We start from the raw sequence: 24507 nt of genomic DNA, 5'->3' as shown, positions 1-24507 counted from the left end.
TTGCGCATGCTACGATGGGTCGCGATGTGACGGAGGGTTGGGCGAGCAATGGCAACACTATACGAGAAGCTCGGCGTTCAGCCGAGCGCGACTGAAGACGAGATCAAGCGCGCCTACCGGAAGGCGGCCATGCGCTGGCATCCGGATCGCAACGCCGGTTCCGAAGAGACGGCACGCGCGGCGTTTCTGGATATCAAGGACGCGTACAACATTCTGTCCGATCCAGCGCAACGCAAAATCTACGACGACGTCTTCGCCCAGAAGATGCGTTCATGGGAAGCCCGCGTTCAGCGCATGGAGCGGGAACGCGCCGAGCGGGAAGAAGCGGCTCGCGCAGCCGAACAGGCGGCGTACGCGAAGTTGTTGGCGCTCGCGATGCGTTTTGCGGACGAAGGCTACAACCGCGATGTGGTGTTCGGCGTGCTGCTCGGGCAGCAGTGCGAGGCCAGCCGCGCTGGCCAGATTGCAGACAGCGTGCTGGCGCTGCATGCGTCACGTCAGCAAAAAAACGTGTCCCCCGGACCGGTGACTAATAACGACAAGTCGGCCCAGGCTGCGGACCACGCCTCGGCACGGAGTGACAGTGCCACGGCTACGAGCGGGAGTACGCTCGGCGGGCTGTGGTTTCAATTCCTGAACGGCCTGCGCTTCTGAGTCGCGCACAGTTTAGTTTGTCGCCCGCTTCAAAAAGAGCGCTGCCGTTGCGCTCCGATTGCTTATAGTAGAAGTGTGCCGGGTCGACAGAAGAAACGGGTCTGCCGTTTCCTGACTCGCACATTTGACGGGGGAACGGTGCGATGACAACAGCAACCGGTTCAGCCTACACGATGCGAACGAGCACACCCGCGTCGTTGCGGGAGCTTGCCAACTACCTCGAACTGGCGCTCGATGCCGGTCAATCCGTGGTCGTGATGCGCTATGGCGAGGGTCATCGCTCGGTGTACATCGGCGACCCGGCCAACTCGCTGGATGCGCTATCGAGCAGCGACGCGGTCGCGGCCCACCTCGCGGATGAGATGCTTGCTTTGACCGAACCGGGATTGAACCGGATCACCGCTGATGGCCAGGTCTATCGCTTCACGCGGACGCACCGCTATATCGAGGACCGGCAGGCCGTGATCTTTGCGCCGGCATGAGCGGGCTGCCGCGACTTCATCGTCAATCTCACGCCAACCGCTCCAGCACGCTCGCACAATAAAAAAAGCGAACCGAAGTTCGCTTTTTGCAACGGTTCGCCGCCCGTGGGCAGCGACCGAAACATTTCGTTTGCGTCTGACGCTTTGCTTTATGCGCCGGCCGAAACGGTTGCCACGAATTGCTTGGCAGCCTTGCTAGCCGATTCGTACGTAGCGTTGGCAGCCGAAAATGCCGAGTTCCATGCTGCTACCGCGCCTTCGCTGCCGGCCGGTGCATTCTTTGCCAGGCTTTCGATAAAGCCTTGTGCGTCTTTCTGGGCTTTCTGAAACTGTGCGGTAGCGGCGCTCGAGAATTCGGCTTGGGCGCCCGACAGGATTTCATGCACATGGCGGCCGTATGCAGCTGCCTTTTCCGATGCCGGTTGCGACAGGCTGGCCGACAGCGCGACCAGTTCGCTCGGATCTTTCACCGAGAGAGCCTTGGCTGCGATTTCCTGCGTTTCGGCGAGCGATGCCTTGCCGACTTGCAGATTCAGTGCGACCAGCTTCTCGAAGCTTGCGAACGCCAGGTTCGTGAAGCCGAAAAACGATTGCAGGCTGGCTTGCTGTGCGGCGATCAATTGTTGGGGGGTAAGCGTGCTCATCACTGCTCCAAAGGGTAAGGCGGCGAGTGCGAGACGGCTCTAAGTGAACAAAATCCGCGCGCCGCAAGGGCTGAAAGTGGTTTGTTGCAGTGCAACAAAAACTCATTGTACGGGGTAATTTTGGGAAGTCAATCAATTTCGAGAGAAGGGGAGGCAAGGCTGTGCAGCCGCCGTGGCGGGTTGCGGATTGGTTGAAACTGGCGTGAAATGCCCATGCGGCCGGCTTGCAGCAGACGCGAGGCGGATGTGACGGTAGCCGTCGCCGGGCCGCCCGTGGCATAGTGCGACCCATTCACGAGCGACTGCGTACAGGAGTAAAGCTAAGCCGATGACCAGCCCCCTCGATTCTTTCCAGCAGGACCAGGTCGTTTTGCTGGACGACGTGCCTAGCCCCGCCGCCGATACCCCGGAACCGTTTGTCGTCGCAAATGAACGACGTGTGGTGATTGCCTATCGGATTGCCGCGACGGATTTCGAGCGCTTCGGTCCGTTCGATGAAGATGACGATCCGTTCTGCGCGGTGGAGTTTTCGGCGGCGGCGTTTCATCAGTTCGGACCACCCAACGACGAAGGGCTGTACGCTCATCCGTTGTCCGCGCAGGGCCTACGCGGCTATTGCGCGCATGAAATCGTGAACTCGTCTCTGGTGGCCGATTCGTGGGGACCGGCGGCTGCGCAAGAAGGCTATCGGCACTACGTCCTGACGTTCCAGGACAGCACGTATGAATGCGTGGCGGCGGACTGCACGGTGGTGGGAATCTACGGCAATGGCGACATTGCCGCCCGTGAAGCGTTTTCGTTATGTAAATGAGTCTCCTCAGCCTGGCCCGCGGGCGGTTACCGTGGGCCGGCGCGTCTTGGCATTGCGCGTTGCGTCGCTGCAATGCAACTCCTCCTGGTCCATTCTCTAAAAGATTCGTATAATTTACTTCTTTGTGACATTTGGCGGTAAAAAATACCCATCCCCCATTTGAAGGCTGTGAGTTAACGAATCGAACCGGTTCGCCGGATTACCTGCGCACCATCACGACGGTTCGTCTGGCAGTGGGCTTTCCGACGAGCCGCGATTCGAAGTCGAATACCGCTTTCGCGCAGAGAGGGCGACACGACGGTTCGCTTGCTAAAGTCAAAGATACACGGCGCGCGTGAGTTCATGCCATTGAAAAAAATATGTAGTGCGAAGGATTAAATCAGGCGAGATCGAAGTCTGTCCCAATGCACCTGCGCGAGGAAGCCAGCACGAAAACGTTTCACTATCTGGCTCGCCTTCGAGCGTGGCGAGATCTCGTAAGCAAAGAAAGCTTCTTGACCCCAGCACGCGGGTCGATATTCGATTTTTACTGGCTTTAGAAATCTGGCTGCGATATCTATAGGAAAGGTCAGTCTGCGTGATCCCTATCCATTCGTAGAATCCCGTGATTGAAATTCCTTTGTCCGATGACGACTGGATGCACGTCGAGCATCTATTTCGTGAATCCCCGTCGCCACGTGGGAGACCGCGCCGCGCTGCGCGCGATATTTTGAATGCCATTCTCTGGATTCAACAAACCGGAGAAAAGTGGCATCGGTTGCCGGCGAACTTTCCGCCGCAACAGACCTGCTACGCGAAGTACATCGCGTGGCGCCGCTCAGGTGAATTGCAGCGCGCCGTTGAGCTTCTGTGCAAGCGGCAGCGCGGCTGCGGCTGATTCTCCCGAGATATTTCTGCGCGATCCAGCGGCCTTCCAACGGCTGGCGCCGCGCGTACGTGTTCGCGCCGCCCGGCCGTAACACCGTAACGTGGCCGGCGTAACAACACGGCCATAACAGCCTATCCCTGAGCTTTATGTGCACTCGATGCCATGTTGAGCTCGCAAGGTAAAGCCATGTTTTGCAAAGGCTTTGCCCTCGTTCAGTGTCCACGCAGAGCATAGCGGCCTTGGCAGCTTTGTCGGCGCCACCGTGAGTTTCCCGCTGACTCCGCGTCAAGGCATGAAACCTGGCATCACGCAGTTGTATGGCGACGAGAGCTTTGGGCTCGACTTCCGCACGCGTGCAGGTTCCACCAATTATCTGCCAGGCAATGCGGCTGAGAACGTCACGTTCGCTTATGGCGCGCAACAGTATCTGCTGAATCAAGGCCGCTTTAGCGGCGAGTACTTCTCGACACAGCTTTACCGCATGCGTGACGCCTATCTGCGTTACGCGCAACCCGCCGAAGAGGCACACGAACCCGGCGGGCCAAGCCCGGCTGCGAGCGTGTCAAAGACAGTGCGCTTACGGTGCGCTCCCGGCATGGCTGATGATCCCCCACACGAAACAGCAGACCAAGAACCTGGTTCTGTCAATTGTGCATTACCTTTTCCTGGAGAGAATGAATGAAACTTCTTAACGCTTCAATGCGGCGCACGTTGCAATTCGGGTCTGTAGCTTTCCTAACCAGTACGATCGTGGCGTGCGAGCAATTCGTCGTTTCAGGGTGCGTTGACCAACAGCGCTTTGATCGCAAGCGCGGAAACTGCGGTTGTGCAGATACTTGAGCAAACGTATGGCATTTCGCTCTCGACTACATCGTTTTTGACGGCGTCGTTCACACCGGGTCAGCCGGGTATCGACTCGGAGCTCGATGCTTTGCAGGCTGCAGGCGCAATCAATAGCGACGGATCTCCGTCCGCCACCCTGGTGGCGTCGGTGACGGCGGCAGGTGCAGCGGTGGGTAAAGGCGCTAGCGGCGGTACGACGCCGACGGGTGGAACCGGAAGCAGTACCTGAACGCAGGACGCAGCAGCCGCATCGACATCTTCAGCAAGCTAATCGTCCTTCTGGAGTTTGACTGGCCTGATGAATACCATTCTTGTGATCTGCACAGCCAATGTCTGCTGTGGCCCGATGGCGCAGGGGCTGCTTACCCGCGCGCTACCGGGTACGCGGGTGCTGTCCGGAGGGTTGTTTGTCGTGGAGGGAGCGTCGCCGAACGGCGAGGCCGTGGATTTGATGGACTCCGAGGGCCTCGATATTCGACATCACCGTGCTCACGCCGTCACCCCGTGGATGATCGATGCGGCGACTTTTATTCTCGTGATGACCTCGCGGCAGAAACTCACGATTGAGCGCCGTTTTCCACCAGCGTACGGCAAGACCTTTCGTCTGCTGGAGGAAGGCGATGTGCCGGAACCTTGTATGAACGGTCGTGCTTGCCACGCCGCAGCCTTGCTCGACATCCGTGAGGGTGCGGAGCGCTGGGCGTGGCATATGTCGAGGTTGAAGATGGAGGCGGCTTATCTGGAGGCGATCTATGACGTATGAAGATTGGCGAATGAGGATCGCTTGAGACTACTCAAACCAGCCCCGTGGTGTAGTACACCGCGATCACAAAGAACACGGCCAGGGTCTTGATGATCGTCACCGCGAAAATCTCGCGGTACGACTCGCGGTGCGTCAACCCCGTGACGGCCAGCAGCGTGATCACCGCGCCGTTGTGCGGCAACGTATCCATCCCGCCGCTCGCCATCGCCACCACCCGGTGCAGTACTTCCATCGGAATATGCGCCGCGTTCGCCGCGCTGATGAAGGTATCCGACATGGCGGCGAGCGCGATGCTCATACCGCCCGATGCCGAACCGGTAATCCCCGCGAGCGAGCTGACCGACACGGCGGCATTGACGAGCGGGTTCGGAATGCTCTTGAGCAAATCGCTTACGACCAGAAAGCCGGGCAACGCCGCGATCACACCGCCAAAGCCATATTCGGACGCCGTGTTGAGCGAGGCCAGCAGCGCGCCCGCGACGGCTGCCTTGGTGCCGGAGGCGAAGCGCTCGCGCATGCGGGGAAACGCGGTCAGCATGACCATCACGATGCCCAGCAGCAACGCGCCTTCCACAGCCCAGATCCCGACGACGGCCTTGATCGATGTCGTGACTGGCGCATGAATGCCGGGCAGCACTTCCGGCGCAATCGTATATGACGCGCCGTACCAGTCGGGGATCAGCTTGGTGAGCGCGAAGTTCGCCACACCTACCAGCACGAGCGGCGCCACGGCCAGCAGCGGATTCGGCAGTTGTTTCGATTCGACGCGTTCCGGCTCATTGACGAGCGACGTGCCATAGCCCTCGCCCTTCTCCATCGCAGCACGCCGGCGCCATTCCAGATAGGTCAGCCCGACGACGATGATGAACACCGAGCCGATCGTGCCAAGCACCGGGGCGGCCCACGAGGTCGTCTTGAAGAAGGTGGTCGGGATGATGTTCTGGATTTGCGGAGTGCCCGGCAGCGAATCCATCGTGAAGGAGAATGCGCCCAGTGCGATCGCCCCCGGCATCAGGCGCTTCGGAATATTGCTCTGGCGATAGAGTTCGGCCGCGAACGGATACACCGCGAACACGACGACAAACAGCGAGACGCCGCCGTAGGTGAGCAGCGCGCAGACCGCGACGATCACCGCATTGGCGCGCGAGCGGCCGATATAGCGGATCGCGGCGGCGACGATCGATTCAGAGAAGCCCGACAGTTCGATGACTTTGCCGAACACCGCACCGAGCATGAATACCGGAAAGTACAGCTTCACGAAGCCGACCATCTTGTCCATGAAGATGCCGGAAAACACCGGCGCGACCGCCGATGGATCGGTCAGCAGGACGGCGCCGAGGGCGGCGATTGGCGCGACGAGAATCACGCTGTAGCCGCGATATGCGGCGAGCATCAGGAACGCCAGGGCGGCGAGGACGATGACAAAGGACATTGAGTCTCCGAAAGCTGGGTTGTTCTACTTGTACCGATGCGACCGATTGTACCGAATCGTCTCAATGGAGGACCAGGACGCGTCACTTCTCTTGTGTCCGCGCGCGCGGCCCGGCAACATGCGGGAATTGCGCAATATGAGCGCTGGTGCGATCTCGAAGCAGTCGGGAGGTGCGATGAAGACCTGGCCTGTCGCTACATTGCTTTTCCTGTTTGGCATATCGCTGCATGCGCAGCAGAGTGACCTCAAGAACTGGTATAACGATCCGTTCTTCACTCTCTCGCAGGGCTTTGCCGATTGTCCGGTGCCGCTCGGGCCGCTGATGACGCACGCGCAGATGGAAAGCGATGCGCACTACCGGGTCGAGCGCGGGACAACCTGCTGGCTTGCACATAAATGTTCGAAGCCGAACTCGTACCTGTACGACGCACCGATCGCCGACGCGATTCACGCGCGTTTCACGGATCCCCACGCGTTCGACGGCACGAGTATCTGGATCATGGTGCAGCGTCGCTTTGTCTACGTTGACGGCTGCGCGCCGCGCTCGTTCGATCGTCACGCGCTGCAACAGGAGCTCGAAGCAATTCCCGATGTCGAGCAGGTTTTCATGCGTATCGGCGCGGATCCCCACGGGCCGCTTCCCTACAAGACGCTTGCTGCGCCTGACGATCCGGCGAATGGCCATGCCGACGAAGACACGGCTCCCAAGTGACGCAGTGCAGCGTGCGCATGGCACAATCGCTGGGTCAAAGAATTAGAAAGGGACCGGGGTTCTCAATGAAACGCAGCTACTCATTTTCTGCTCGAATGGAACATGTAATCCGCGCGAAACGTGCGGCGCTTGGCGCGGCTTCCGGGTTCGCCTTGCTTGCGGCGCTGGCCGGTTGCAGCAGCAGCCCGCCGCTGTTCCTGCCTGACGGCCGGCCCACTACGCTGGTCCAGTGTCCGGAGGGCTCCGATTCGTGTACGCAGCAGGCGCGCGCCAGTTGCGGCGGCCAGTTCGACGTGGTGCGTCAGTCGAATGACGAGGGCACGCACAGCCTGATTTACGCGTGTCCTGCGAAGTCGGGCGTCCAGTAGCGAGTAGTTCGCCCGGAAGATGCCGGGCGAAGTGCAGCGGCAGGCGCGGTGTAAGCGGCTCAGGCGGCGCCCAGGCCGGAGCGTTTCTTTTTGCCGCGCGTCGATCCGGGCCACCCACTGCGCTTCATAAATGCGGCGCGCAAAGCGATCGTATTGACCTCGGCTTAATTCCCTATACCGCGGCGCTCAGGAGGCGATGCCATGAGCGCTTTGCGAATCTATGAATGCTTTCCCCCGAAGAATCAGGAATACATAAGCGAGGTTATCGCAGCTATTCCTCTTTTCCTTACGATCTATTGCCTCGTTGCTTTATCGATAGGTCTCGACGGCACGCTTCATGCTTTAAGGTCGGATAGTACCTGGGAATATCGGGGGAGACGTAATGAATCATCATCAATTAGAAAAAGACATTCAGCATCTCGAACACGTGATTACGCGGATTTCCGCCGCTGACCGTATTCCGCTGTCGTATTGGCGCAACCGGCTCAAGTCGGTATCGGACGCGGCATTGGTTCCGTCGCTGGCGAGCCGGGTCAGACGGCTCCATGTGGCACTGAGCGCGCTTGAGGCGCGAGAAGGAATAGCGCTCGCGTCAGCCAATGTGCGGTAACGTCGTCGCTGACGATGACTTAACGTTACGTATCATTCATGCCGGATGGCGCTCGGGTGATTGCCGCGTTGCTGACTCAGGATGCGTTTCACACGCATCTAATCCGAAAACGGACAGGAGATGCTACCCGGCACTTTTTAGGTCTGATAGGGTCACACTGCAGTTATCCAACCGACTGGAGGCGATTCTTCATGGCCACTTACAAACAATTGACTGCGCAGCTCGAAAAACTTCATAAGGAAGTCGCGGTTGCTCGCGAAAAAGAAATTGAGCAGGCGATTGCCGATATCAAGCAGAAGATTGTGGAATACGGCATTACCGCAGAGGAACTTGGCTTTTCGAGCAAACGTTCAACGCCGAAAAAGGCACCTTTACCACCGAAGTACCGCAATCCGAAGACGGGCGAAACCTGGAGTGGCCGTGGGCGTTCGCCGGCCTGGCTGGCGGGTAAGAATCGCGAACGCTTCCTGATCGCCGAGTGAAGTGATGCGGCGGTGAGAATTTTTCGCACCGCCGCGGTGGTCCCGAAAACTCTCACCTTTGCGTTTGGTCGCAGCCACTGATTCCGCGGATGACTGCATTTTGCGTTTCGCTGCCTTGGGCTTTTGCGAACCGTTTTTGTCGAATGCTCGCGGTGCGATTGCGCAAGCCTTGATTGAGTTGACGTCTGCGTCGACGCCGTCGTTGCGAAGTCGGAACACCTTATCTGACAAGGCTTTGCGCGATTTATCCATCGCACTTTCTGCGGTGAATGAGTGATGTCCGATGCGCTCTTTTGCTCTCCTCACTTCGTTTCGAACTACTCCCACATCCAAAACGTTCGGTGCATGCGCAATGAGGTTGGCCGTCACCTCAAGCGGTCTTTTTGCGGTTTGCTGTGCAGGTCCCGAAAACCCTCACCTTAAGGAATGGGGAAGAATGTCGGGACCTTGGCGATGAGCCGCGAGACCGCGCGCAAATTGCAGTCTGTCTAGCGGCGTAACGGGCGATACACGTCGGCTCACGTCTGGCCAGCGGGCAGGTATACCCGGAGTTGAGCGCGTCTCATACCCCAGATCAAAAAACATCGATTCATGGTCGCTCATCTCGAATAGCACAATCCGCTCATCCACCTAACCCTTGATGGGAACAGACATGAGCGTAACGACAGAAAAGCAACTTTTTATCGGCGAGGGCTTCGAAGGCCCGGGCGTGAATCTCGCGCACATCAACGTTCTGGTCGGCCCGCGTAATGGCCCGGCAGGCCAGGCGTTCGCTACCGCGCTGTCGACGCCGTCTGCGGGTCACGCGCCGTTCGTCGTCATTGCCCGTCCGGGTATCCCGACCAAGCCGCTCACGTTATATGTGAACAAGGCGCAGATCGACAGCGACTTCCATGGCAACGCCACCTGGGGTGCTTCGCAAGCGGGTATCGCCAAGGCCGTGGCTGAATCGCTCGAGAACGGCACGCTGCCGCCGGAAGCGGAAAACGATTGGGTTGTCGTGTCGGCGAACTGGGTCAACCCGAAGACCGACGATCTCGACGCCGTGTTCGAGAACAACTACCGCGCCTGCAAGAACGCGATCCTCGCTGCAATGAAGGGTCTGCCGCATCGCGACGAAGTATTTGCCGCCGCGCGCGAAGTGTCGAACCCGTTCTATACGCCGAAGCAACGCTAAAAACGCTAACTGGCGCGCCGCTGCTCGCGCCACACGAGCGCCGCCGCCATCAGGAGACAAACAAAATGGAATACATTCGCCTCGGCCAATCGGGCCTGAAAGTGTCGCGCCTATGCCTCGGCACGATGAACATGGGCACACCCGACTGGAAGCCCTGGATTTTCGACGAAGCGCAAAGCGAGCCGATCGTGCGCCACGCGCTCGAAGCCGGCGTCAACTTCATCGATCTCGCGGACTTTTATTCGACGGGTGTCGGTGAAGAAGTCGTGGGCCGCATTCTTAAGCGCATCGCGCGACGCGAAGAGATCGTCGTTACGACCAAGGTCGGCTACGACATGGGCACGTATCAGAACGCCGGCGGCCATTCGCGCAAGCACATCATGGATGGCATCGACGGCTCGCTGAAGCGTCTGGGCATGGAATACGTCGATATCTACATGCTGCACTTCTTCGACGTCAACACACCGGTCGAAGAAACGATGGGGGCGCTGAACGATATCGTGCGTGCCGGCAAGGCGCGCTATATCGGCGTATCGACGATGTACACATGGCAGTTCGCCAAGATCATGCAGGTATGCGAACGCAACGGCTGGCACAAGCCGATCAACATGCAGTTGCAACTGAATCTGGCCTATCGCGAGGAAGAGCGCGAGATGATTCCGTATTGCGACGATCAGGGCGTAGGTGTCTCGGTGTTTAGTCCGTTGGCCCGTGGTCTGCTGACGAGCGATCCGAACTCGACGCGCAATCAGACCGACTTCTTCACCGCGCAAATGTACGGCGATACGGCCTCGCGTGAGATTGCCGCATCCGTAGCGCGAGTGGCCGCAGCGCGTGGCGTGTCCGCCGCGCAGGTCGCGCAGGCGTGGGTGCTGAATCATGGCGGCGTGGCAAGCATGCTGGTCGGCGCAGATACGCCCGCGCAATTCGACAGCGCGCTCGCCGCACTCGACACGAAGCTCTCCGCCGACGAACTCTTCGAACTCGAACGCAACTACACGCCTTGCGATCTCATCAACGATTACACGGCAGGTAAGCGCATCGCCCGCGAGCCGCGGCCGGCGCAAGCGGCGTTCGCCCAAACTCTGGAAAAAGCAGCATGAGCGATTTTCTCCGTACCGGGCATTACATCAACGGCGAATGGTATCAAGGCGCCGAGACCTATGCCGTGTCGAATCCGGCTACCGGCGAGCTGATTGCCAACGTGGCCAAAGGCGGTGCTGCTGAAACCGCTCAGGCGATTGCCGCCGCCGAACGTGCATTCCCTGCGTGGCGTGCGTTGACCGCGAAGGAACGCGGCGCCCGGGTGAAGCGTTGGGGCGAGTTGATGCTCGAGAACCGCGATGCGCTCGCTGAACTGATGTCGCGTGAACAGGGCAAACCGCTTGCTGAAGCGCGCGGTGAGGTGGGTTATGCGGCGAGCTTTTTCGAGTGGTTCGCCGAAGAAGCGAAGCGCGCTTACGGCGATGTGATTCCGAGCCCGAATCCGAAAGCGAAGATCATCGTGACGCGTGAGCCAGTGGGCGTCGTCGCGGCGATTACGCCGTGGAACTTTCCGCTCGCAATGATTACGCGTAAAGCGGGCCCGGCGCTGGCGGCTGGCTGCACGATGGTTCTCAAGCCATCCGAGGAAACACCGCTGTCCGCTTTCGCGTTGGCCGTGCTGGCCGAACAGGCCGGCGTTCCCGCTGGCGTGTTCAACATCGTGTCTGGCGATGCAGTTGCGATTGGCGGGGCACTGACGGCTTCATCGGTGGTGCGCAAGCTGTCGTTCACCGGTTCTACGCGGGTGGGCAAGCTGCTCGCGAAGCAATCCGCGGATACGCTGAAAAAGCTCTCGCTGGAGCTCGGCGGCAACGCGCCGTTCATCGTGTTCGACGATGCGGACATTGAAGCCGCCGTGCAAGGTGCGGTGGCTTCAAAGTTTCGCAACACTGGGCAGACCTGTGTGTGCGTCAATCGCTTCTACGTGCAGGACGGCGTCTACGACGCTTTCACCCAGGCGCTGACGAAGGCCGTACAGAAGATGCGGGTCGGCAATGCGCTCGAAGGCGAAGTCGAACAAGGTCCGCTCATCAATGCAGCCGCCTTGAAGAAAGTGGAAACCCATGTCGCGGATGCTTTGCAGAAGGGTGCCAAGGTGCTGACAGGCGCGAAACGTCACGCGCTCGGCGGCACGTTTTACGAGCCGACGGTGTTGATCGACGCGGCGAAGTCGATGCTGGTTGCTGGCGAAGAAACCTTCGGCCCTGTCGCCGCCTGCTTCCGCTTCAAGACGGAAGAAGAAGCGATCGCAGCGGCTAACGACACGCCGTTCGGTTTGTCCGCGTACTTCTACACCCGCGATCTCGGCCGGGCGTGGCGCGTGGCCGAAGCCCTGGAAAGCGGCATGGTGGCGGTCAATGAAGGCATCCTCTCGACGGAAGTGGCGCCGTTCGGCGGCGTCAAGGAATCGGGCCTGGGCCGCGAAGGCTCGAAGTATGGTCTCGATGAGTATATGGAGTTGAAGTACATGATGATGGGCGGCCTTGGTCGCTGATCGTCGCATTATTTGTAACGGTCCGCTTCGCGTTGCGCATGCGCGAAGCGGATGACGCAGTACCGTGCGCGATGACCGGCGACAAGCTGGCTGCGCACGGCTGCTCGAACAAGGAGGAGACAGCGTGAGTATTCAGGATATCCAGGTAAGTGCACTTGATCTTGCCTCAACGCCGCCGCGTGCAAACCACACCGCGTCCGCACATGATTGTGTTCCCCTCGACGACGTTCCTCTGAACGCCTTCCACGTCAAGATTGCTGGCCTGACCTTTGGGGCGCACTTCACCGAAGGCTACGCGCTCGGCACCATTGGCTATGCGCTTGCCTCGCTGAATCGCCAGATGCCGCTCGACGCGTTCTGGATGGGCATGATTGGCAGCTCCGCTCTGATGGGCATCTTTCTGGGCAGTCTTGTGTTTGGGTGGCTATCGGATCGCATGGGCCGCCAGAAAATTTTCCTGCTGAGCTTCCTGATCATCACGGCAGCCGCGTTCGCGCAGTTCTATGTGACCTCGCCGGCGCAGTTGTGCGTGTTGCGGGTGTTGATCGGATTTGGCATGGGCGGCGACTTCGCGGTTGGCCATGCGATTCTGGCCGAGTTCTCGCCGCGCAAACATCGTGGGACGCTGCTCGGTTCGTTCAGTGTGGTGTGGACAGTCGGCTACGTCGTTGCGAACGTACTCGGCATGCAGTACGCGCACGCTTCACCGGATGCGTGGCGCTGGTTGCTGGCTTCGGCGGGTGTTCCCGCGCTGATCGTGCTGGTAATGCGTATGGGTACGCCGGAGTCGCCGCGCTGGCTCCATGGCAAAGGGCGTATTGCGGAGGCCAAGGCCGTCCTGCTCAAACACTTCGGCCCGAACGTTACGCTCGACGGCAACGGTGCCGACGATCACAGCAAAGTGCAGGGCGGATTCGCACGCCTGTTCAAAAAGGATCTGATTCGCCGTACGCTCTTCAACTGCGCGTTCTTCGTGTGCCTGGTGATTCCTTATTTCGCGGTCTACACATTCCTGCCGACCATCCTCAAGGCGATCCATCTGAACGACGGCTCTGGAGCGGATCTTCTGCTGAATGGATTCCTCGTGCTGGGCGCGTTGATCGGCATCTGGCTTACCATTGCGCTGCCGCGTCGCGTGTTTCTGATTGGTTCGTTCGCGGTGACTTGCCTGTCGCTGGTGGCGCTGAGTCTGCTGCCGGAGTCGTCGACGATTGCGATGATCGTGGCGTTCGCGATCTTCACGCTGACCATGTCGGCGTTCTCGAATCTGGTGGGCGTGTTTCCGCCGGAGTGCTTTCCCACTGAGGTGCGGGCATGTGGTGTGGGTCTCGCCATTGCCTGTAGCCGGCTCGGATCGGCGGTGGGGACGTTTCTGCTACCGCTGGGCATTGCACAGCTGGGTTTCCACGCGACCATGATGGCGCTAGCCGTAGTGCTCCTGATTGGCATGGTGGTGTCGATCGCATGGGCGCCGGAAACGAAGCACCTGACGTTGAATGAGGCGAGCGGCGCATAGCGTTGCATTGCTTCAGACAAAATCCATCGTGGCCAAAAAATATGGCCGAACGTTAAATGTTCGGCCATATTCCGTAACAGCAATGCTGATAAAATAGAAACAGTCTTTGGTATTGCACCCTTTCTAGAAATTAACTGCTCGGCCCCTTTCTACGGGAAACGCGCGATCAAGCACGGATCGTAGTAGTTTCGTATGCGTTTCGCTTGCATCCAGAATGAGCAGATTATCGTCGAACGCTGTGTCGATGTTTAATTTCTCATTCATAATGGCCTGCATCGTTGCTTCGGATGAAACAAACACCACATCGCGATCAGCCTGATTTTCCGAGGTCACGTCGGGTGGTTCGGGCTGAATGTCGGGGTCGAAGCCAGTCTCAGTAGCATGGAAAAATCCCCAGGTTCCGATTTCAATCAGAAGCACATAGAAATCAGGGAGCGCCATTAACTGCGTAGTCGGCACAGCGGCTTCTAACCGGTCTTGCAGGCCCTTGAGCGCATCAATAGCCGCCAATCGCAGCTTCATATTGCTCAACGCGCCCTCGGCCTGCGTTTCCGGCAATACTCCGGTATCCATTGCTTCTCGCGTCGCAACGGCTACCGTGAGCGCCTGAGGATGCCCGATATTAAATTCAATCTTCAGCTCGCAGATTGCACACATCGTCTTGATTCCGTGTTTAGGGCTAGTCGGTTTTTACGGTGTGACAATATTGAACCAGAAGTCGAAATTATCGAGCCAGGAGACAAATTCACCTAATTTCGGTGCGCTCCCGCTAATCTTGGCTTTACCAGCCATGACCAGTTTCTCCATTGACGTATTACCCATCATCACTTCGTTGAGATCAGTGCGCGTCATCGTCACTGACGCATCCGCCGTATCCGAAGTTTTACCTTTGGAATAATGCAGAGCGGAATTTTCGACACCGACCACATAACTCTCATTCGTGTCGGTCATGACGAAATTGAAACTGATCGTCTTGCCAGCCGCGCGCGCTCCGTTCAGGCGCACACCCTGGTAGTCGAGGAACATCTCCAGAGGCATGGCCTTGATGGTGTCCGGGCTTTGCGAGCTGCCGAACGGCACCTTATGGACGCCGTTACGCAGCTCCATTGCGCCGGTCAGATAGAAGTTGCGCCAACTGGCCGACTCGGCCTGATAGCCCATCTGCTCGTAAGCGTCGGCCAGCATGTGCTTGGCGGCCACGTTGTCTGGATCGGCAAAGACCACGTGGTTCACCACCTCGGCGACCCAACGGTAGTCGCCCTTGTCGTAGTAGTGCTGCGCCTTTTGTAGCACCGCTGCGGGGCCACCCATGAACTCGACATAGCGCTTGCCGTTGTCGACCGGCGGCAGCCGGTGAAGGTTGGCGGGCACGCCGTCAAAGAACCCCAGCCGCAAGTTGTACTGCGCGATCAGGTCATGAAAGACCGTGCCGTAATAGCTCCGACAGTACCAGTGCCTGGCGAGGCTGTCGGGCAGGTGCAGGGTGTCGGCGATTTCCAGCGGGGTCAGGCCGGTATTGGCGAGACGCATGGTCTGGTCATGCAGATACCGGTACATGTCCCGTTGCGCCCGCAGGAAGTCGACGATGCGCTCGTTGCCCCAGGTCGGCCAGTAGTGCGAGGCGAACAGGACTTCCATTTCGCCGCCGAACATATCGATGGCAGCCTGCAGGTACTTCGACCACAGCAATGCATCGCGAACCTTCGCGCCACGCAGCGTATAGAGGTTGTGCAACGTGTGGGTGGCGTCTTCCGAGGCGCAGAAGGCCTTGAACTTCGGGATGTAGAACATGAACTCTGACGGCGCTTCGGACTCCGGCGCCATGATGATGGTCATGTCGATACCGTCCAGGGTCAGCTTCTGGCCCGTCGAGTTGGCGAAATCGGTTGGCACGATGAGCGTGATTGCGCCGATGGAGGTCGTCTTGCCCAACCCGCCGTCCACCACGCCCGTCGGGCTTCTCGGCAGCAGATTGCCGTACATGTAGGCCGCCCGCCGGCTCATGGCGTTGCCGGCAATCACGTTTTCGCCCACCGCGGCTTCAGTGAAAGCCGCTGGCGCGTAAATCTTTACCTTGCCGGCCTTGATGTCCGCTTCGTCGACCACACCGCGAACGCCGCCATAATGGTCTGCGTGACTGTGGGTGTAAATGATATGGGTAATCGGGCGATCGCCCAGGTGCGGAATAACCAGCTGCTTCCAGACAACCACGGCAGCATCTTCGGTCATTAGCGGGTCGATAACAATCCAGCCGGTATCGCCGCGAATAATACTCATCACCGATAAATCGTAACCGCGAACCTGCCAGATACCGTCGACGACCTCGAATAATCCATGATTCATATTCAGCTTGGCGTTTCGCCATAAGCTGGGATTAACCGAATCCGGTGCGTTATTTTCTGGTCCGCCTGTAATAAATGAGAATTGGCCTAAATCCCAGGCGGCACCGCCTTTAGAGCTGGGAATAATGCCAGGATCGGGTAATGTAGCAATCAGTCCACGCGTGGCGTCCTGAAAATCCTGCGTATCGTTAAATGCCAGCTGATTGGCGTAAACCGAATTGGCATCTCGTGTTGCTTTAGTAGGCGGCTTTGAGCCAATTCCGGTTGGCCTAGGCGCTGCGGGGCTTTGCGCCAACGCCTCACCCACTCCTGCACCGAAACCCGTCGCAATGCTAACGGTGGCGACACCTCTTAAAAATTCCCTACGTTTAGTCGAGGAAGCCGGATTGTTATCGTCGGACATACACATACCTCCAGGTTTTCCGAAGGTCCCATGGCGAGGAACCAATGGGGGTTAGTGATCGTTAGGCCCTTCAATCACCGCGATTAATCCTAGGTGATGTAGTAAAAATTCGCAAACAAGTTATTTGCTTGCATCTTCCGGTAATTGCATGTAGCTCTGATTCATCTGCAAGTCGCCGCCGTGTTTTCAGGGCCGTTAAGCCTTTTGCGATCATTGTGTTTTTCGATTCACCTGTTTCTTAGACCGCAGTGTCTTATCTGCCAGGACATTGGCGGTCGACGTGCGTGGTTGTCCCGACACGTCGCGTCGCAAACTGCCGCTGCGGCCGCCGTCGTCGCCCCCCGTTTCTCTACGTCGTTTCCCATGACGTGTATCATTCGTTCCCTGCGCGGTTCTGCGCCGGCGATGCCCCGTATACCGCTTGAACCTCTATCTGTGACCGCCCGATCCGATGTCAGTCTCTGAACTCAAACGCCGCCGCACGTTCGCGGTCATTTCCCACCCGGACGCGGGCAAGACCACGCTGACCGAGAAGCTGTTGCTGTTTTCGGGCGCGATCCAGATTGCCGGCACCGTGAAGGGCCGCAAGAGCAATCGCTACGCGACTTCGGACTGGATGGAGATCGAAAAGCAGCGCGGCATTTCCGTAGCCAGTTCGGTGATGCAGTTCGAGTATGGTGATGCCGTCATCAACCTGCTCGATACCCCAGGCCACGAGGACTTCTCGGAAGACACCTACCGTGTGCTGACGGCGGTCGATGCCGCCGTGATGGTGATCGACGGCGCGAACGGTGTCGAAGCACAAACGCTGAAGCTGCTCGAGGTCTGTCGCAGCCGTAAGACGCCGATCGTCACCTTCATCAACAAGCTCGACCGCGAAGTGCGCGAGCCGCTCGAGCTGCTCGACGAGATCGAACAGCATCTGGGGGTCGCCGCCGTCCCGTTTACATGGCCGATCGGGATGGGCAAGGACTTCCAGGGTGTCTACGATCTGCAGCGGGATCAGGTCCGTCTGTTCCGCGCCGGACAGGACAAGGCGGGCGGCGAGGTCGAAACAATCCACGCGCTCAGCGACGAAGAAGGCGAGCGCCGCTTCGGTCATGCCTGGGTCAAGGCGAAGGAAGAAATCGATCTGATCACCGGCGCCTCGCCTGATTTCGATCGCGAGCAGTTTCTCGCCGGTCAGCAATCGCCTGTGTTGTTCGGTTCGGCGATCAACAACTTCGGCGTGAAGGAAATTCTCGACGCACTGGTCGATCTGGCGCCGCCGCCGTCGGCACGCATGGCGGTGCAGCGTTCGGTCGAGCCGGATGAGCCGAAATTCACCGGTGTCGTGTTCAAGGTGCAGGCGAACATGGACCTGGCGCACCGCGACCGTGTGGCGTTCATCCGCGTCTGCTCGGGGCATTTCGAACGCGGTATGGCGCTGAAGGTGACGCGCTCGAACAAGACGTTCCGCGCCAATAACGTGGTGACGTTCCTGTCGCAGCGTCGTGAGACCGTGAGCGAGGCGTATCCCGGGGACATTATTGGCATTCCGAATCACGGCACACTGAGCCTCGGCGATACGCTGACCGAAGGCGAGACCCTGCAGTTCGTCGGTTTGCCGTTCTTCGCGCCGGAAATCTTCCAGACGGTCGAAGTGGTGGACCCGATGCGCGCCAAGCAACTTGGCGAAGCGCTCAAGCAACTCGGCGAAGAGGGCGCAATTCAGGTGTTTCGCCCGGTGGGCGGCGGCTTGATGATTCTGGGCGCGGTTGGCCAACTTCAGTTTGAAGTGGTGTCGCACCGTCTGTCGACCGAGTACAAGGTCGATGTGCGGATGGCGTCGGCGCGCTATCGGATGTCGCGCTGGGTGACCTGCGACGACGCGGCTGAATTGCGTCGTTTCACCGATGCGTATGCGGCGCGGATTGCGCTCGATGCATCGAACGCGCCGACGTATCTCGCCTCACACATCTCCGAGATCGAAGTTGCGCAGAAGGCGTGGCCGAAGATCGTCTTCAACGAATTGCGCGAGCATTCGGGCGCGCCATTCAAGAAGGCGATGTAACGCAGCCCTCAGTGCTTCGTCGTCGTAGACGGCGCGAGAATCGTGACCTCGGGAGCAGGCTCGTCGCGTTGTTCGTGTTCCCGACGCAATTGCTGCTTCATGACTTGCCCGTCGCGCAATCCTTCGAAAAATTCTGCGTCGAGCCTGGCCTCGGCCTCGGCGCTGCTGGCAAGTTCTTCGAAGCGGAACAGCATCTTTGCGCGCGCGGCCGGCGATGAATTGCATTGCTCGATGGCCCGGGCGAGCGCAGCGAGCTTGGCGAACTGTTCCGCGTTGCGCTGCCCCGCGTTGGCGGCCTTTGCGAGGATGCCGTCGAGCAGTTGATCGCTGGCGGGTGCTTCCAGCGCTTCTGGGAGACGGGGTTTGCTTTCGTTCATGATTGGCTTCCTTGGACAGGGTTCCGGGCAGTCCTGGACAGATCCGGCCGTCGAACCCCACTGCCGCTGTATGGACGGCAACGAAAGTATAAGGTGTCGAGCGTAGTGAAGGGCTTTCCGATTGCCGGCTCCGCCTCCTCACCCCATCTTCAACACCTCTTCCCGTAACCATCCGGCAAACGCTTGCACATGCTCGAGCGCCTCGTGCCGATGCGCGATATCGAGCCAGTACCCAAACGGCCCGCTGACCTCGATCTCGGAGATCTGCGCCAGGCTTCCATCCGCCAGTTCTTCGACGATCATGTTGCGGTCGACGATGGCCAGTCCCACGCCTTTACGCGCGGCGTGAATGGCCTGCTCCAGATTCGAAAACTCGATGCCGTTCTCAGCGTAGTGCGCCGGCATGCCTGCGGTTGCAAGCCAGTTCGGCCACAGATCGAGCCGCGTTTCGTTGTGCAGCACATGCAGCGCGGGCATCGTTGCGAGCAGCGTGTCGAGCGGGCGCCCGGGCAACTGCGGCGCTCCCACTAGTGTATGGCGCTCCGTCATCAGCAACTCGGAATGCGCGTCCGGCAGCGCGTCGCGTCCAAAGCGGATGTTGCAGTGGCAATCCTCAGTCGGCTCGGTGCGGATGGACAGTTCGACATCGGGCAGTTCCACCGCTAGCGAGCCGAGTCGCGGCGAGAACCATTGAGTCGCGAAGGTAGGCGGCACCGACAGCACGAGACGACGCCGGCCTTTGGCGGTGGTGATCTGACGCGTGCCGCGCTCGATCGTATCGAACGCTTCCGACACGCACGGCAGCAACTGCAAGCCCGCCGCGGTCAGGCGGATGCCCTTGTGGTCGCGCTCGAACAGCTTCGCGTCGAGCGACTCCTCGAGTATCTTGATCTGGCGGCTTACGGCGCCCTGCGTCACGCACAGGGCGCTCGCCGCGCGATTGAAACTCAGATGACGTGCCGTCTCCTCGAAGAAGCGCAACGCAATCAGCGATGGCAAGCGCCGCATAACTTCACCTTCCGTTTTTCTGGTCGTCCGGCGGTGCGCCGGGTTGGCGCGGTCCTACCGCCCGCAATGATTGTCATGGCGTGGATTGTCGCATTTCGGATGGTGTTTGAGCGGGCGCAAGCAACAAAATTCGCTCGCCTGGGAACACGTCTGACAGTGTGCGCCGTCGGTGCGCTTTCCTGACCCGAAGCGCCGCACAACGGTGCCGGCATCGCCTATCCTGAGGGGATGCGCGTTGCTCCTGAACGCACCCTCTTTCGACTCGCGGAGTGTCCCGTGACCGTTCGCAATCTCGATGCGCTGTTTCGACCCAAATCCGTTGCCGTGATCGGCGCTTCACGACGGCCGCGCAGCACGGGTGCGATGGTATGGACGAGCCTGCTGGGCGGCGGTTTTGATGGCGCCTTGTGGCCTGTGAATCCGAAATACGACGCACTGGACGGTCACGCCGCCGTGGCCGATGCCGGCGACCTCCCGGAGGCTCCTACGGTGGCGCTGATCTGTACACCGCCGTCGACGTGGCCAGGCATCATCCACAAACTTGGCGGTCTGGGCACGCGCGCCGCGATCATCGTCGGGGAAGTCCACACGGACGAGGACCGCACCGCGCTCAGGCACGCGCTGTCGGCGGCGCGGCCGCATCTGCTGCGCATTGTCGGACCCGGCAGTCTCGGGGTGATGTCGCCGGCACTGCGGGCGCATCTGGGCGCGCCGTCGCGCCTCGTGAAGGCGGGAGGGGTGGCGTGGGTCTCGCAATCCAATGCGCTGACCAATGCCGTGCTGGGCTGGGCGTATGCGCGTGGACTGGGCTTTTCGCACGCGGTGGCGCTCGGCGGTGAGGCGGATGTGGATGCGGGCGACGTGCTCGACTACCTGGCGAGCGATCCAGGTACCCGCGCGATCCTGCTCGAACTCGATACGGTACGCGCGGCCCGCAAGTTCATGTCGGCGGCGCGGGCGGCGGCTCGCAACAAGCCGGTCCTGGCGCTGCGCTCGGGGCGCGCCGATCCCGCCGATGGCTTGTACGCAGCTGCGTTCCGCCGCGCGGGGATGGTGCGCGTCGACTCGCTCGACGATCTGCTCGACGAGATCGAAACGCTCGGTGTGGGCCGCGTTGCAGCCGGCGCGACGGCGACGCTGATCACCAGCGACCGCGGCGTCGCGACGCTCGCCTGCGATGCGTTCGCGGCGGCCGGTGACACGCTTGCGCAGTGGCCCGCGGAGACCGTGGACGAGGTCGCCAAGGCGTTGCCGCGCGCGGTCCCAGGCAACCCGTTGCTTCTCGGCGACGACGCTCGTGCCGAGCATTTCGGCACGGCGTTGCAGGTTCTCGCGCAGCAAGGGGCGACCGGGACGGCGTTCGTGGTTCACGCGTCGACTCATAACGCGCCGGTCGGCGAGGTCGCGCAGGCGCTGATCGCGAATCAGCGATTCGCGTATCGCGGTTTGCTGGCGTGCTTCTTTGGCGGAGTGGACGCGGCGACGCGCGATGCATTGCATGCGCAGGGCATTCCGGTGCATACGACCCCGCAGCGCCTCGCCCGGGCGTTCGCTCGTCTGGTCGATTACCGGCTGGGGCGCGAGTTGTTGATGCAAACGCCGGAAGGGCTGCCGGCGCAGATCCCCGCTGAGACCGACGCCGCTCAGGCGCAGGCGCGCGCGGCGTTGGCTGCGGGTGAGGACACGCTGACGAAGGAACCCGCGGCACATCTGCTCGCGCACTTCGGGTTGCATGTCGAACCGCTCGATGCGGTGCAGGGCAAGATCGTCGACATCGACGTCGAACTGCACGACGACGATAACTTTGGTCCCGTGTTCCGTTTCACGACGCCATTGGCGGATGGCGTGTCGGCGCCGGAGCGGGTCTTCGGCTTGCCGCCGCTCAATCCCATGCTGGCGCGCGATATGGTGATGCGCTCGCCTTACGCGCGGGTTGCTGCGCCCGAACCGGTGCTGGCGGCTTTCACGGCGCTCTCACAGGCGGTATGCGATGTACGCGAGATAGTCGGCTTAAAGCTCGTGCTGCGGGTATTCCGCGAGCACGTCGCTGTCATCGCGCCGTCTATCCGGCTCGGCGCCAAGCGCAGCCGGCTCGCGATCATGCCGTATCCGCGCCGTTACGAGGAGACGCTCGATTGGCACGGTCTGCAGATCACTGTAAGACCTATTCGCCCCGAAGACGAGGCGGCTCATCACGACTTCGTCGAAGCGATGACGCCCGACGATCTGCGTCTGCGTTTCTTCGGCGCCGTAGGCAGTTTCGATCACTCGCAACTCGCGCGCATGACGCAGATTGACTATGACCGCGAAATGGCGTTGATCGCGACGGTTCCATGCGAGGAAGGCTTCACGCGGACGTTAGGGGTGGTGCGCGCCGTGGCGGATCCCGATAACGAAACCGCTGAATTCGCGGTGGCGATTCGCTCCGATCAGAAGGGGCGGCACCTCGGCACACTGCTGATGGAGAAGATCATCGCTTATGCGCGCTCGCGCGGCACGCATTGGCTGGTGGGCGAAGCGCTGCGCGAGAACGGACCGATGATCGCGTTGGCCAGAGCGAGTGGATTTACGGTGACGCACACCGAAGATCCAGGTGTGGTGGGGTTCAGGATGGCGCTGGATGACGCAGAAGCCGCGCAAGGTTGATTCGGAAGCCATTGCGTCGCGCGTCGGTTTCTTGTGTCGTCCCTTTGAGAATCGTCCGAGTGTTTGCCGCGCTCGCTTCCAATATATTTTTATGCTCCCTTCAGCGATCGCAATCACGGCGTCGTTTAGCACGCCCACGGCGTGAACGCATATGTCGTTCGCCGTCCCACGGGCAAGTCCGAATCGCTGAGCTCACCACGATATATCTGGACCGATACTCCCATGGATAACTTCGCCGACTCCGATCAATTCATCAAATCACTGCTGTTCGCGTTTCTCTTCAGCGCTGTTTCGATCTTCGTGCTTCAACTAACTAATCTCGTCGATCCAGACCATCTGTTGGGCCGCGAAGGCGTTGCATGGCTTGCCGCGACCGTCGTTTGCACCGTCGAACCGCTTCTGCGTCATCAGGGAATTCTGAAGGGTGGCGTTGAATGCCAGATTGGCGACTTCACCAAGGCGAGCGCGCTTGGACGTCTGATTGGCGCGCCGGCAGGTTGCGCCTTTGCATGGGCGATCACGATTATTGGATCTTGAGCTTATCTCGTGCGCAATGTTGCAAAGAATCGTCAAGGATTCCAGATTAAATCATGAGTGAGTCAACGGCTTCCGCAGAAGGCCGTTAAACACACGACCGTTATCAGGTCGTACCCTCAACCGAGATTTTTCAGGAAGGACTAACGATGAATAAGCAGATCACTATCGCCGCTCTCGCCGGGTTGTTTTCGCTCGGCGCGTTTGCACAGGCATCCGCACCCGTCGCCGCGCCCGCTCAGGAGCAGAGCGCCGCTCCGGCCGAGGCAGCGTCCGCTGTGAAGCATCACCACAAGCATCACAAAAATCATAAGCACCATGCATCGGCAGCGGTTGAGGCATCCGCCGCAATGGGCGCTTCCAATACGGCCACGAAGCCGTAAGGCCTCGGCCGGCCTTGCAGCCTGATGACGTTGAGACTGGGACTCAATGTTGAGTATTGGGAAGTCGTTCGGGCGCAGTCGTCAAGCAAAGATAGACCATCACCATCGCTGAGACGGCCGGATCGTAACGCCGGATGGCAGCTTCATCCGGCGTCGTCATCACGGCAGCGTGCTCAGGCCGGCAGTTTGCCTGCCGCCTCGTCCACCTGGCTGCGCGACACTGACAACTCTTCGAGCCACGCCTGCGCATACACGGCACCCGTCTCACGTTCGAGGCGGGCAATCGTTGCCGCGCAGCGAGCGGCGTCCTTCGGCGTCGCGATGAAGTCCTTCACCGATTGCCCCGCCTTGAAGGCGTCGAACAGCGGTACGCGGATATCGTCGGGCAGCGCGCGCGTCCATTGGTACGGCTTGCCGTTATACGTGAACGACGGCGGCAGCACGCGTTCCTTCTTCGCAGCCGGAATCAGGCCATAGGTGCGTGCGGCGTCGCCGATCTGCTCCGGCGAAAACAGTTCGTCCGGGCTGATGTCGAATTGCTGGATGTACGCTTCCATCGCCTGCATGGCCGCGGCGCGGTCGTCGCGCTTTTGCTGCGCGCGGGCCACGATGTCGCGCAGTTCGTCGGCTTCTTCGCTGGTGATCGTGAAGCTCGCCTGCTTCTGCTGGAGTTCGGAAAAACGCTGGAATTCGGAATCGGTCAGAAGTTTCGCCATGAGGTATCGATAGCGCGCGCAGGTCGTTGCCCGCGCGGCGACATTTTTGAAAGGGTCGCCATTCTAAACCATGCAGACTTAAACCATGTGAGTGTGGCGAAAGACCTGGCGGGCTCCACGCCTGTGCGTGCGTCCGGGCGGCTC

26 protein-coding genes are annotated in these 24507 nt (G+C 60.0%); 19 read left to right on the top strand and 7 right to left on the bottom strand.

Translation table 11 applies throughout. The annotated features are described in order from the left end of the window. Positions 1–48 precede the first annotated feature (48 nt). Both P3T20_RS33870 and P3T20_RS33865 read left to right on the top strand, forming a co-directional pair. Positions 49–654, top strand: coding sequence for a J domain-containing protein (locus P3T20_RS33870; RefSeq protein ID WP_429289160.1), 606 nt, complete (start codon positions 49–51; stop codon positions 652–654). Between the two features lie 143 nt (positions 655–797). Beyond that, positions 798–1136, top strand: coding sequence for a hypothetical protein (locus P3T20_RS33865; RefSeq protein WP_074266694.1), 339 nt, complete (start codon positions 798–800; stop codon positions 1134–1136). A 149-nt stretch (positions 1137–1285) separates the two neighbouring features. On the opposite strand, the gene phaP is transcribed toward P3T20_RS33865, so the two are convergent. After that, positions 1286–1780: a TIGR01841 family phasin gene (gene phaP / locus P3T20_RS33860; protein WP_429289159.1), complete on the bottom strand. Its 495-nt coding sequence runs from the start codon at positions 1778–1780 to the stop codon at positions 1286–1288. A gap of 328 nt (positions 1781–2108) precedes the next feature. Here phaP and P3T20_RS33855 point away from each other — a divergent pair, with 328 nt between their 5' ends. From P3T20_RS33855 to P3T20_RS33835, 5 genes are all read left to right on the top strand, one after another. Continuing rightward, positions 2109–2591 carry a hypothetical protein gene (locus tag P3T20_RS33855; protein ID WP_429289158.1) on the top strand — a complete coding sequence of 161 codons (483 nt, stop codon included), beginning with the start codon at positions 2109–2111 and terminating at the stop codon, positions 2589–2591. A 619-nt stretch (positions 2592–3210) separates the two neighbouring features. Then, positions 3211–3468 carry a transposase gene (locus P3T20_RS33850; RefSeq protein WP_429289157.1) on the top strand — a complete coding sequence of 86 codons (258 nt, stop codon included), beginning with the start codon at positions 3211–3213 and terminating at the stop codon, positions 3466–3468. Between the two features lie 283 nt (positions 3469–3751). Further along, on the top strand, positions 3752–4141 hold the full coding sequence (locus P3T20_RS33845) for a hypothetical protein (protein WP_429289156.1): 390 nt from the start codon (positions 3752–3754) through the stop codon (positions 4139–4141). Positions 4142–4285: 144 nt separating this feature from the next. After that, positions 4286–4531 (top strand): hypothetical protein, encoded by a 246-nt coding sequence (locus P3T20_RS33840; RefSeq protein WP_429289155.1) that lies wholly within the window; start codon positions 4286–4288, stop codon positions 4529–4531. A gap of 69 nt (positions 4532–4600) precedes the next feature. After that, complete coding sequence (locus P3T20_RS33835; protein WP_429289154.1) at positions 4601–5065, top strand: protein-tyrosine-phosphatase; 465 nt, start codon at positions 4601–4603, stop codon at positions 5063–5065. 31 nt (positions 5066–5096) lie between these two features. On the opposite strand, the gene P3T20_RS33830 is transcribed toward P3T20_RS33835, so the two are convergent. Continuing rightward, on the bottom strand, positions 5097–6497 hold the full coding sequence (locus P3T20_RS33830; RefSeq protein ID WP_429289153.1) for a GntP family permease: 1401 nt from the start codon (positions 6495–6497) through the stop codon (positions 5097–5099). Between the two features lie 175 nt (positions 6498–6672). Here P3T20_RS33830 and P3T20_RS33825 point away from each other — a divergent pair, with 175 nt between their 5' ends. The 8 genes from P3T20_RS33825 (at position 6673) to P3T20_RS33790 (ending at position 13901) form a co-directional block, all read left to right on the top strand. Then, positions 6673–7209: a BON domain-containing protein gene (locus P3T20_RS33825; protein WP_429289152.1), complete on the top strand. Its 537-nt coding sequence runs from the start codon at positions 6673–6675 to the stop codon at positions 7207–7209. Between the two features lie 65 nt (positions 7210–7274). Next, entirely contained in the window at positions 7275–7577 is a 303-nt protein-coding gene (locus tag P3T20_RS33820) for a hypothetical protein (protein ID WP_429289151.1), read from the top strand. A 382-nt stretch (positions 7578–7959) separates the two neighbouring features. Continuing rightward, positions 7960–8187: a hypothetical protein gene (locus tag P3T20_RS33815; RefSeq protein ID WP_429289150.1), complete on the top strand. Its 228-nt coding sequence runs from the start codon at positions 7960–7962 to the stop codon at positions 8185–8187. 191 nt (positions 8188–8378) lie between these two features. Continuing rightward, positions 8379–8669 carry an H-NS family nucleoid-associated regulatory protein gene (locus P3T20_RS33810; RefSeq protein WP_429289149.1) on the top strand — a complete coding sequence of 97 codons (291 nt, stop codon included), beginning with the start codon at positions 8379–8381 and terminating at the stop codon, positions 8667–8669. A 652-nt stretch (positions 8670–9321) separates the two neighbouring features. Then, positions 9322–9846, top strand: coding sequence for a formaldehyde-activating enzyme (fae, locus tag P3T20_RS33805; RefSeq protein WP_429289148.1), 525 nt, complete (start codon positions 9322–9324; stop codon positions 9844–9846). Between the two features lie 65 nt (positions 9847–9911). After that, a complete protein-coding gene (locus tag P3T20_RS33800) occupies positions 9912–10949 on the top strand; it encodes an aldo/keto reductase (RefSeq protein WP_429289147.1) in 1038 nt (345 codons plus the stop codon). Further along, complete coding sequence (locus P3T20_RS33795; RefSeq protein WP_429289146.1) at positions 10946–12385, top strand: NAD-dependent succinate-semialdehyde dehydrogenase; 1440 nt, start codon at positions 10946–10948, stop codon at positions 12383–12385. The genes P3T20_RS33800 and P3T20_RS33795 overlap by 4 nt, the downstream gene beginning before the upstream one ends. A 124-nt stretch (positions 12386–12509) precedes the next feature. After that, positions 12510–13901 carry an MFS transporter gene (locus tag P3T20_RS33790; RefSeq protein ID WP_429289145.1) on the top strand — a complete coding sequence of 464 codons (1392 nt, stop codon included), beginning with the start codon at positions 12510–12512 and terminating at the stop codon, positions 13899–13901. A gap of 123 nt (positions 13902–14024) precedes the next feature. Here the strand turns inward: P3T20_RS33790 and P3T20_RS33785 are convergent, their stop codons facing one another. Next, positions 14025–14558 carry a hypothetical protein gene (locus P3T20_RS33785; RefSeq protein ID WP_429289144.1) on the bottom strand — a complete coding sequence of 178 codons (534 nt, stop codon included), beginning with the start codon at positions 14556–14558 and terminating at the stop codon, positions 14025–14027. 33 nt (positions 14559–14591) lie between these two features. After that, positions 14592–16646: an alkyl/aryl-sulfatase gene (locus tag P3T20_RS33780; RefSeq protein WP_429289143.1), complete on the bottom strand. Its 2055-nt coding sequence runs from the start codon at positions 16644–16646 to the stop codon at positions 14592–14594. 451 nt (positions 16647–17097) lie between these two features. On the opposite strand from P3T20_RS33780, the gene P3T20_RS33775 reads away from it, so the two are divergent. Further along, positions 17098–18699 carry a peptide chain release factor 3 gene (locus P3T20_RS33775; RefSeq protein WP_074266678.1) on the top strand — a complete coding sequence of 534 codons (1602 nt, stop codon included), beginning with the start codon at positions 17098–17100 and terminating at the stop codon, positions 18697–18699. A gap of 8 nt (positions 18700–18707) precedes the next feature. On the opposite strand, the gene P3T20_RS33770 is transcribed toward P3T20_RS33775, so the two are convergent. Beyond that, positions 18708–19076 carry a hypothetical protein gene (locus P3T20_RS33770; RefSeq protein ID WP_429289142.1) on the bottom strand — a complete coding sequence of 123 codons (369 nt, stop codon included), beginning with the start codon at positions 19074–19076 and terminating at the stop codon, positions 18708–18710. Positions 19077–19214: 138 nt separating this feature from the next. After that, the gene (locus P3T20_RS33765) at positions 19215–20084 is read right to left on the bottom strand and encodes a LysR substrate-binding domain-containing protein (RefSeq protein WP_429289141.1); all 870 of its coding nucleotides are present in this window, start codon (positions 20082–20084) and stop codon (positions 19215–19217) included. Between the two features lie 276 nt (positions 20085–20360). Here P3T20_RS33765 and P3T20_RS33760 point away from each other — a divergent pair, with 276 nt between their 5' ends. The 3 genes from P3T20_RS33760 (at position 20361) to P3T20_RS33750 (ending at position 23647) form a co-directional block, all read left to right on the top strand. Then, complete coding sequence (locus P3T20_RS33760) at positions 20361–22730, top strand: GNAT family N-acetyltransferase (RefSeq protein ID WP_429289140.1); 2370 nt, start codon at positions 20361–20363, stop codon at positions 22728–22730. A 222-nt stretch (positions 22731–22952) separates the two neighbouring features. Then, complete coding sequence (locus tag P3T20_RS33755) at positions 22953–23267, top strand: hypothetical protein (protein WP_429289139.1); 315 nt, start codon at positions 22953–22955, stop codon at positions 23265–23267. 146 nt (positions 23268–23413) lie between these two features. Further along, entirely contained in the window at positions 23414–23647 is a 234-nt protein-coding gene (locus tag P3T20_RS33750) for a hypothetical protein (protein WP_074266673.1), read from the top strand. A 173-nt stretch (positions 23648–23820) separates the two neighbouring features. Here the strand turns inward: P3T20_RS33750 and P3T20_RS33745 are convergent, their stop codons facing one another. Continuing rightward, a complete protein-coding gene (locus tag P3T20_RS33745) occupies positions 23821–24363 on the bottom strand; it encodes a hypothetical protein (protein WP_074266672.1) in 543 nt (180 codons plus the stop codon). Positions 24364–24507 lie beyond the last annotated feature (144 nt).

The organism is Paraburkholderia sp. GAS206C (genome assembly GCF_050435645.1).
Classification (GTDB): Bacteria; Pseudomonadota; Gammaproteobacteria; order Burkholderiales; family Burkholderiaceae; genus Paraburkholderia; species Paraburkholderia phenazinium_B.
Note: the sequence above shows the minus strand (reverse complement) of the source record. Positions and strands in the feature narration are given on the sequence as shown.

Bases quoted from the DNA above. Each gene is read 5' to 3' on its own strand.
- P3T20_RS33750 (WP_074266673.1), top strand. From the start codon at position 23,414: ATGAATAAGCAGATCACTATCGCCGCTCTCGCCGGGTTGTTTTCGCTC.
- P3T20_RS33870 (WP_429289160.1), top strand. From the start codon at position 49: ATGGCAACACTATACGAGAAGCTCGGCGTTCAGCCGAGCGCGACTGAA.
- P3T20_RS33820 (WP_429289151.1), top strand. From the start codon at position 7,275: ATGAAACGCAGCTACTCATTTTCTGCTCGAATGGAACATGTAATCCGC.
- P3T20_RS33825 (WP_429289152.1), top strand. From the start codon at position 6,673: ATGAAGACCTGGCCTGTCGCTACATTGCTTTTCCTGTTTGGCATATCG.
- P3T20_RS33780 (WP_429289143.1), bottom strand. From the start codon at position 16,646: ATGTCCGACGATAACAATCCGGCTTCCTCGACTAAACGTAGGGAATTT.
- P3T20_RS33785 (WP_429289144.1), bottom strand. From the start codon at position 14,558: ATGTGTGCAATCTGCGAGCTGAAGATTGAATTTAATATCGGGCATCCT.
- P3T20_RS33745 (WP_074266672.1), bottom strand. From the start codon at position 24,363: ATGGCGAAACTTCTGACCGATTCCGAATTCCAGCGTTTTTCCGAACTC.
- P3T20_RS33830 (WP_429289153.1), bottom strand. From the start codon at position 6,497: ATGTCCTTTGTCATCGTCCTCGCCGCCCTGGCGTTCCTGATGCTCGCC.
- P3T20_RS33755 (WP_429289139.1), top strand. From the start codon at position 22,953: ATGGATAACTTCGCCGACTCCGATCAATTCATCAAATCACTGCTGTTC.
- P3T20_RS33835 (WP_429289154.1), top strand. From the start codon at position 4,601: ATGAATACCATTCTTGTGATCTGCACAGCCAATGTCTGCTGTGGCCCG.
- P3T20_RS33855 (WP_429289158.1), top strand. From the start codon at position 2,109: ATGACCAGCCCCCTCGATTCTTTCCAGCAGGACCAGGTCGTTTTGCTG.
- fae (WP_429289148.1), top strand. From the start codon at position 9,322: ATGAGCGTAACGACAGAAAAGCAACTTTTTATCGGCGAGGGCTTCGAA.
- phaP (WP_429289159.1), bottom strand. From the start codon at position 1,780: ATGAGCACGCTTACCCCCCAACAATTGATCGCCGCACAGCAAGCCAGC.
- P3T20_RS33765 (WP_429289141.1), bottom strand. From the start codon at position 20,084: ATGCGGCGCTTGCCATCGCTGATTGCGTTGCGCTTCTTCGAGGAGACG.
- P3T20_RS33800 (WP_429289147.1), top strand. From the start codon at position 9,912: ATGGAATACATTCGCCTCGGCCAATCGGGCCTGAAAGTGTCGCGCCTA.
- P3T20_RS33770 (WP_429289142.1), bottom strand. From the start codon at position 19,076: ATGAACGAAAGCAAACCCCGTCTCCCAGAAGCGCTGGAAGCACCCGCC.
- P3T20_RS33810 (WP_429289149.1), top strand. From the start codon at position 8,379: ATGGCCACTTACAAACAATTGACTGCGCAGCTCGAAAAACTTCATAAG.
- P3T20_RS33795 (WP_429289146.1), top strand. From the start codon at position 10,946: ATGAGCGATTTTCTCCGTACCGGGCATTACATCAACGGCGAATGGTAT.
- P3T20_RS33775 (WP_074266678.1), top strand. From the start codon at position 17,098: ATGTCAGTCTCTGAACTCAAACGCCGCCGCACGTTCGCGGTCATTTCC.
- P3T20_RS33845 (WP_429289156.1), top strand. From the start codon at position 3,752: ATGAAACCTGGCATCACGCAGTTGTATGGCGACGAGAGCTTTGGGCTC.
- P3T20_RS33865 (WP_074266694.1), top strand. From the start codon at position 798: ATGACAACAGCAACCGGTTCAGCCTACACGATGCGAACGAGCACACCC.
- P3T20_RS33815 (WP_429289150.1), top strand. From the start codon at position 7,960: ATGAATCATCATCAATTAGAAAAAGACATTCAGCATCTCGAACACGTG.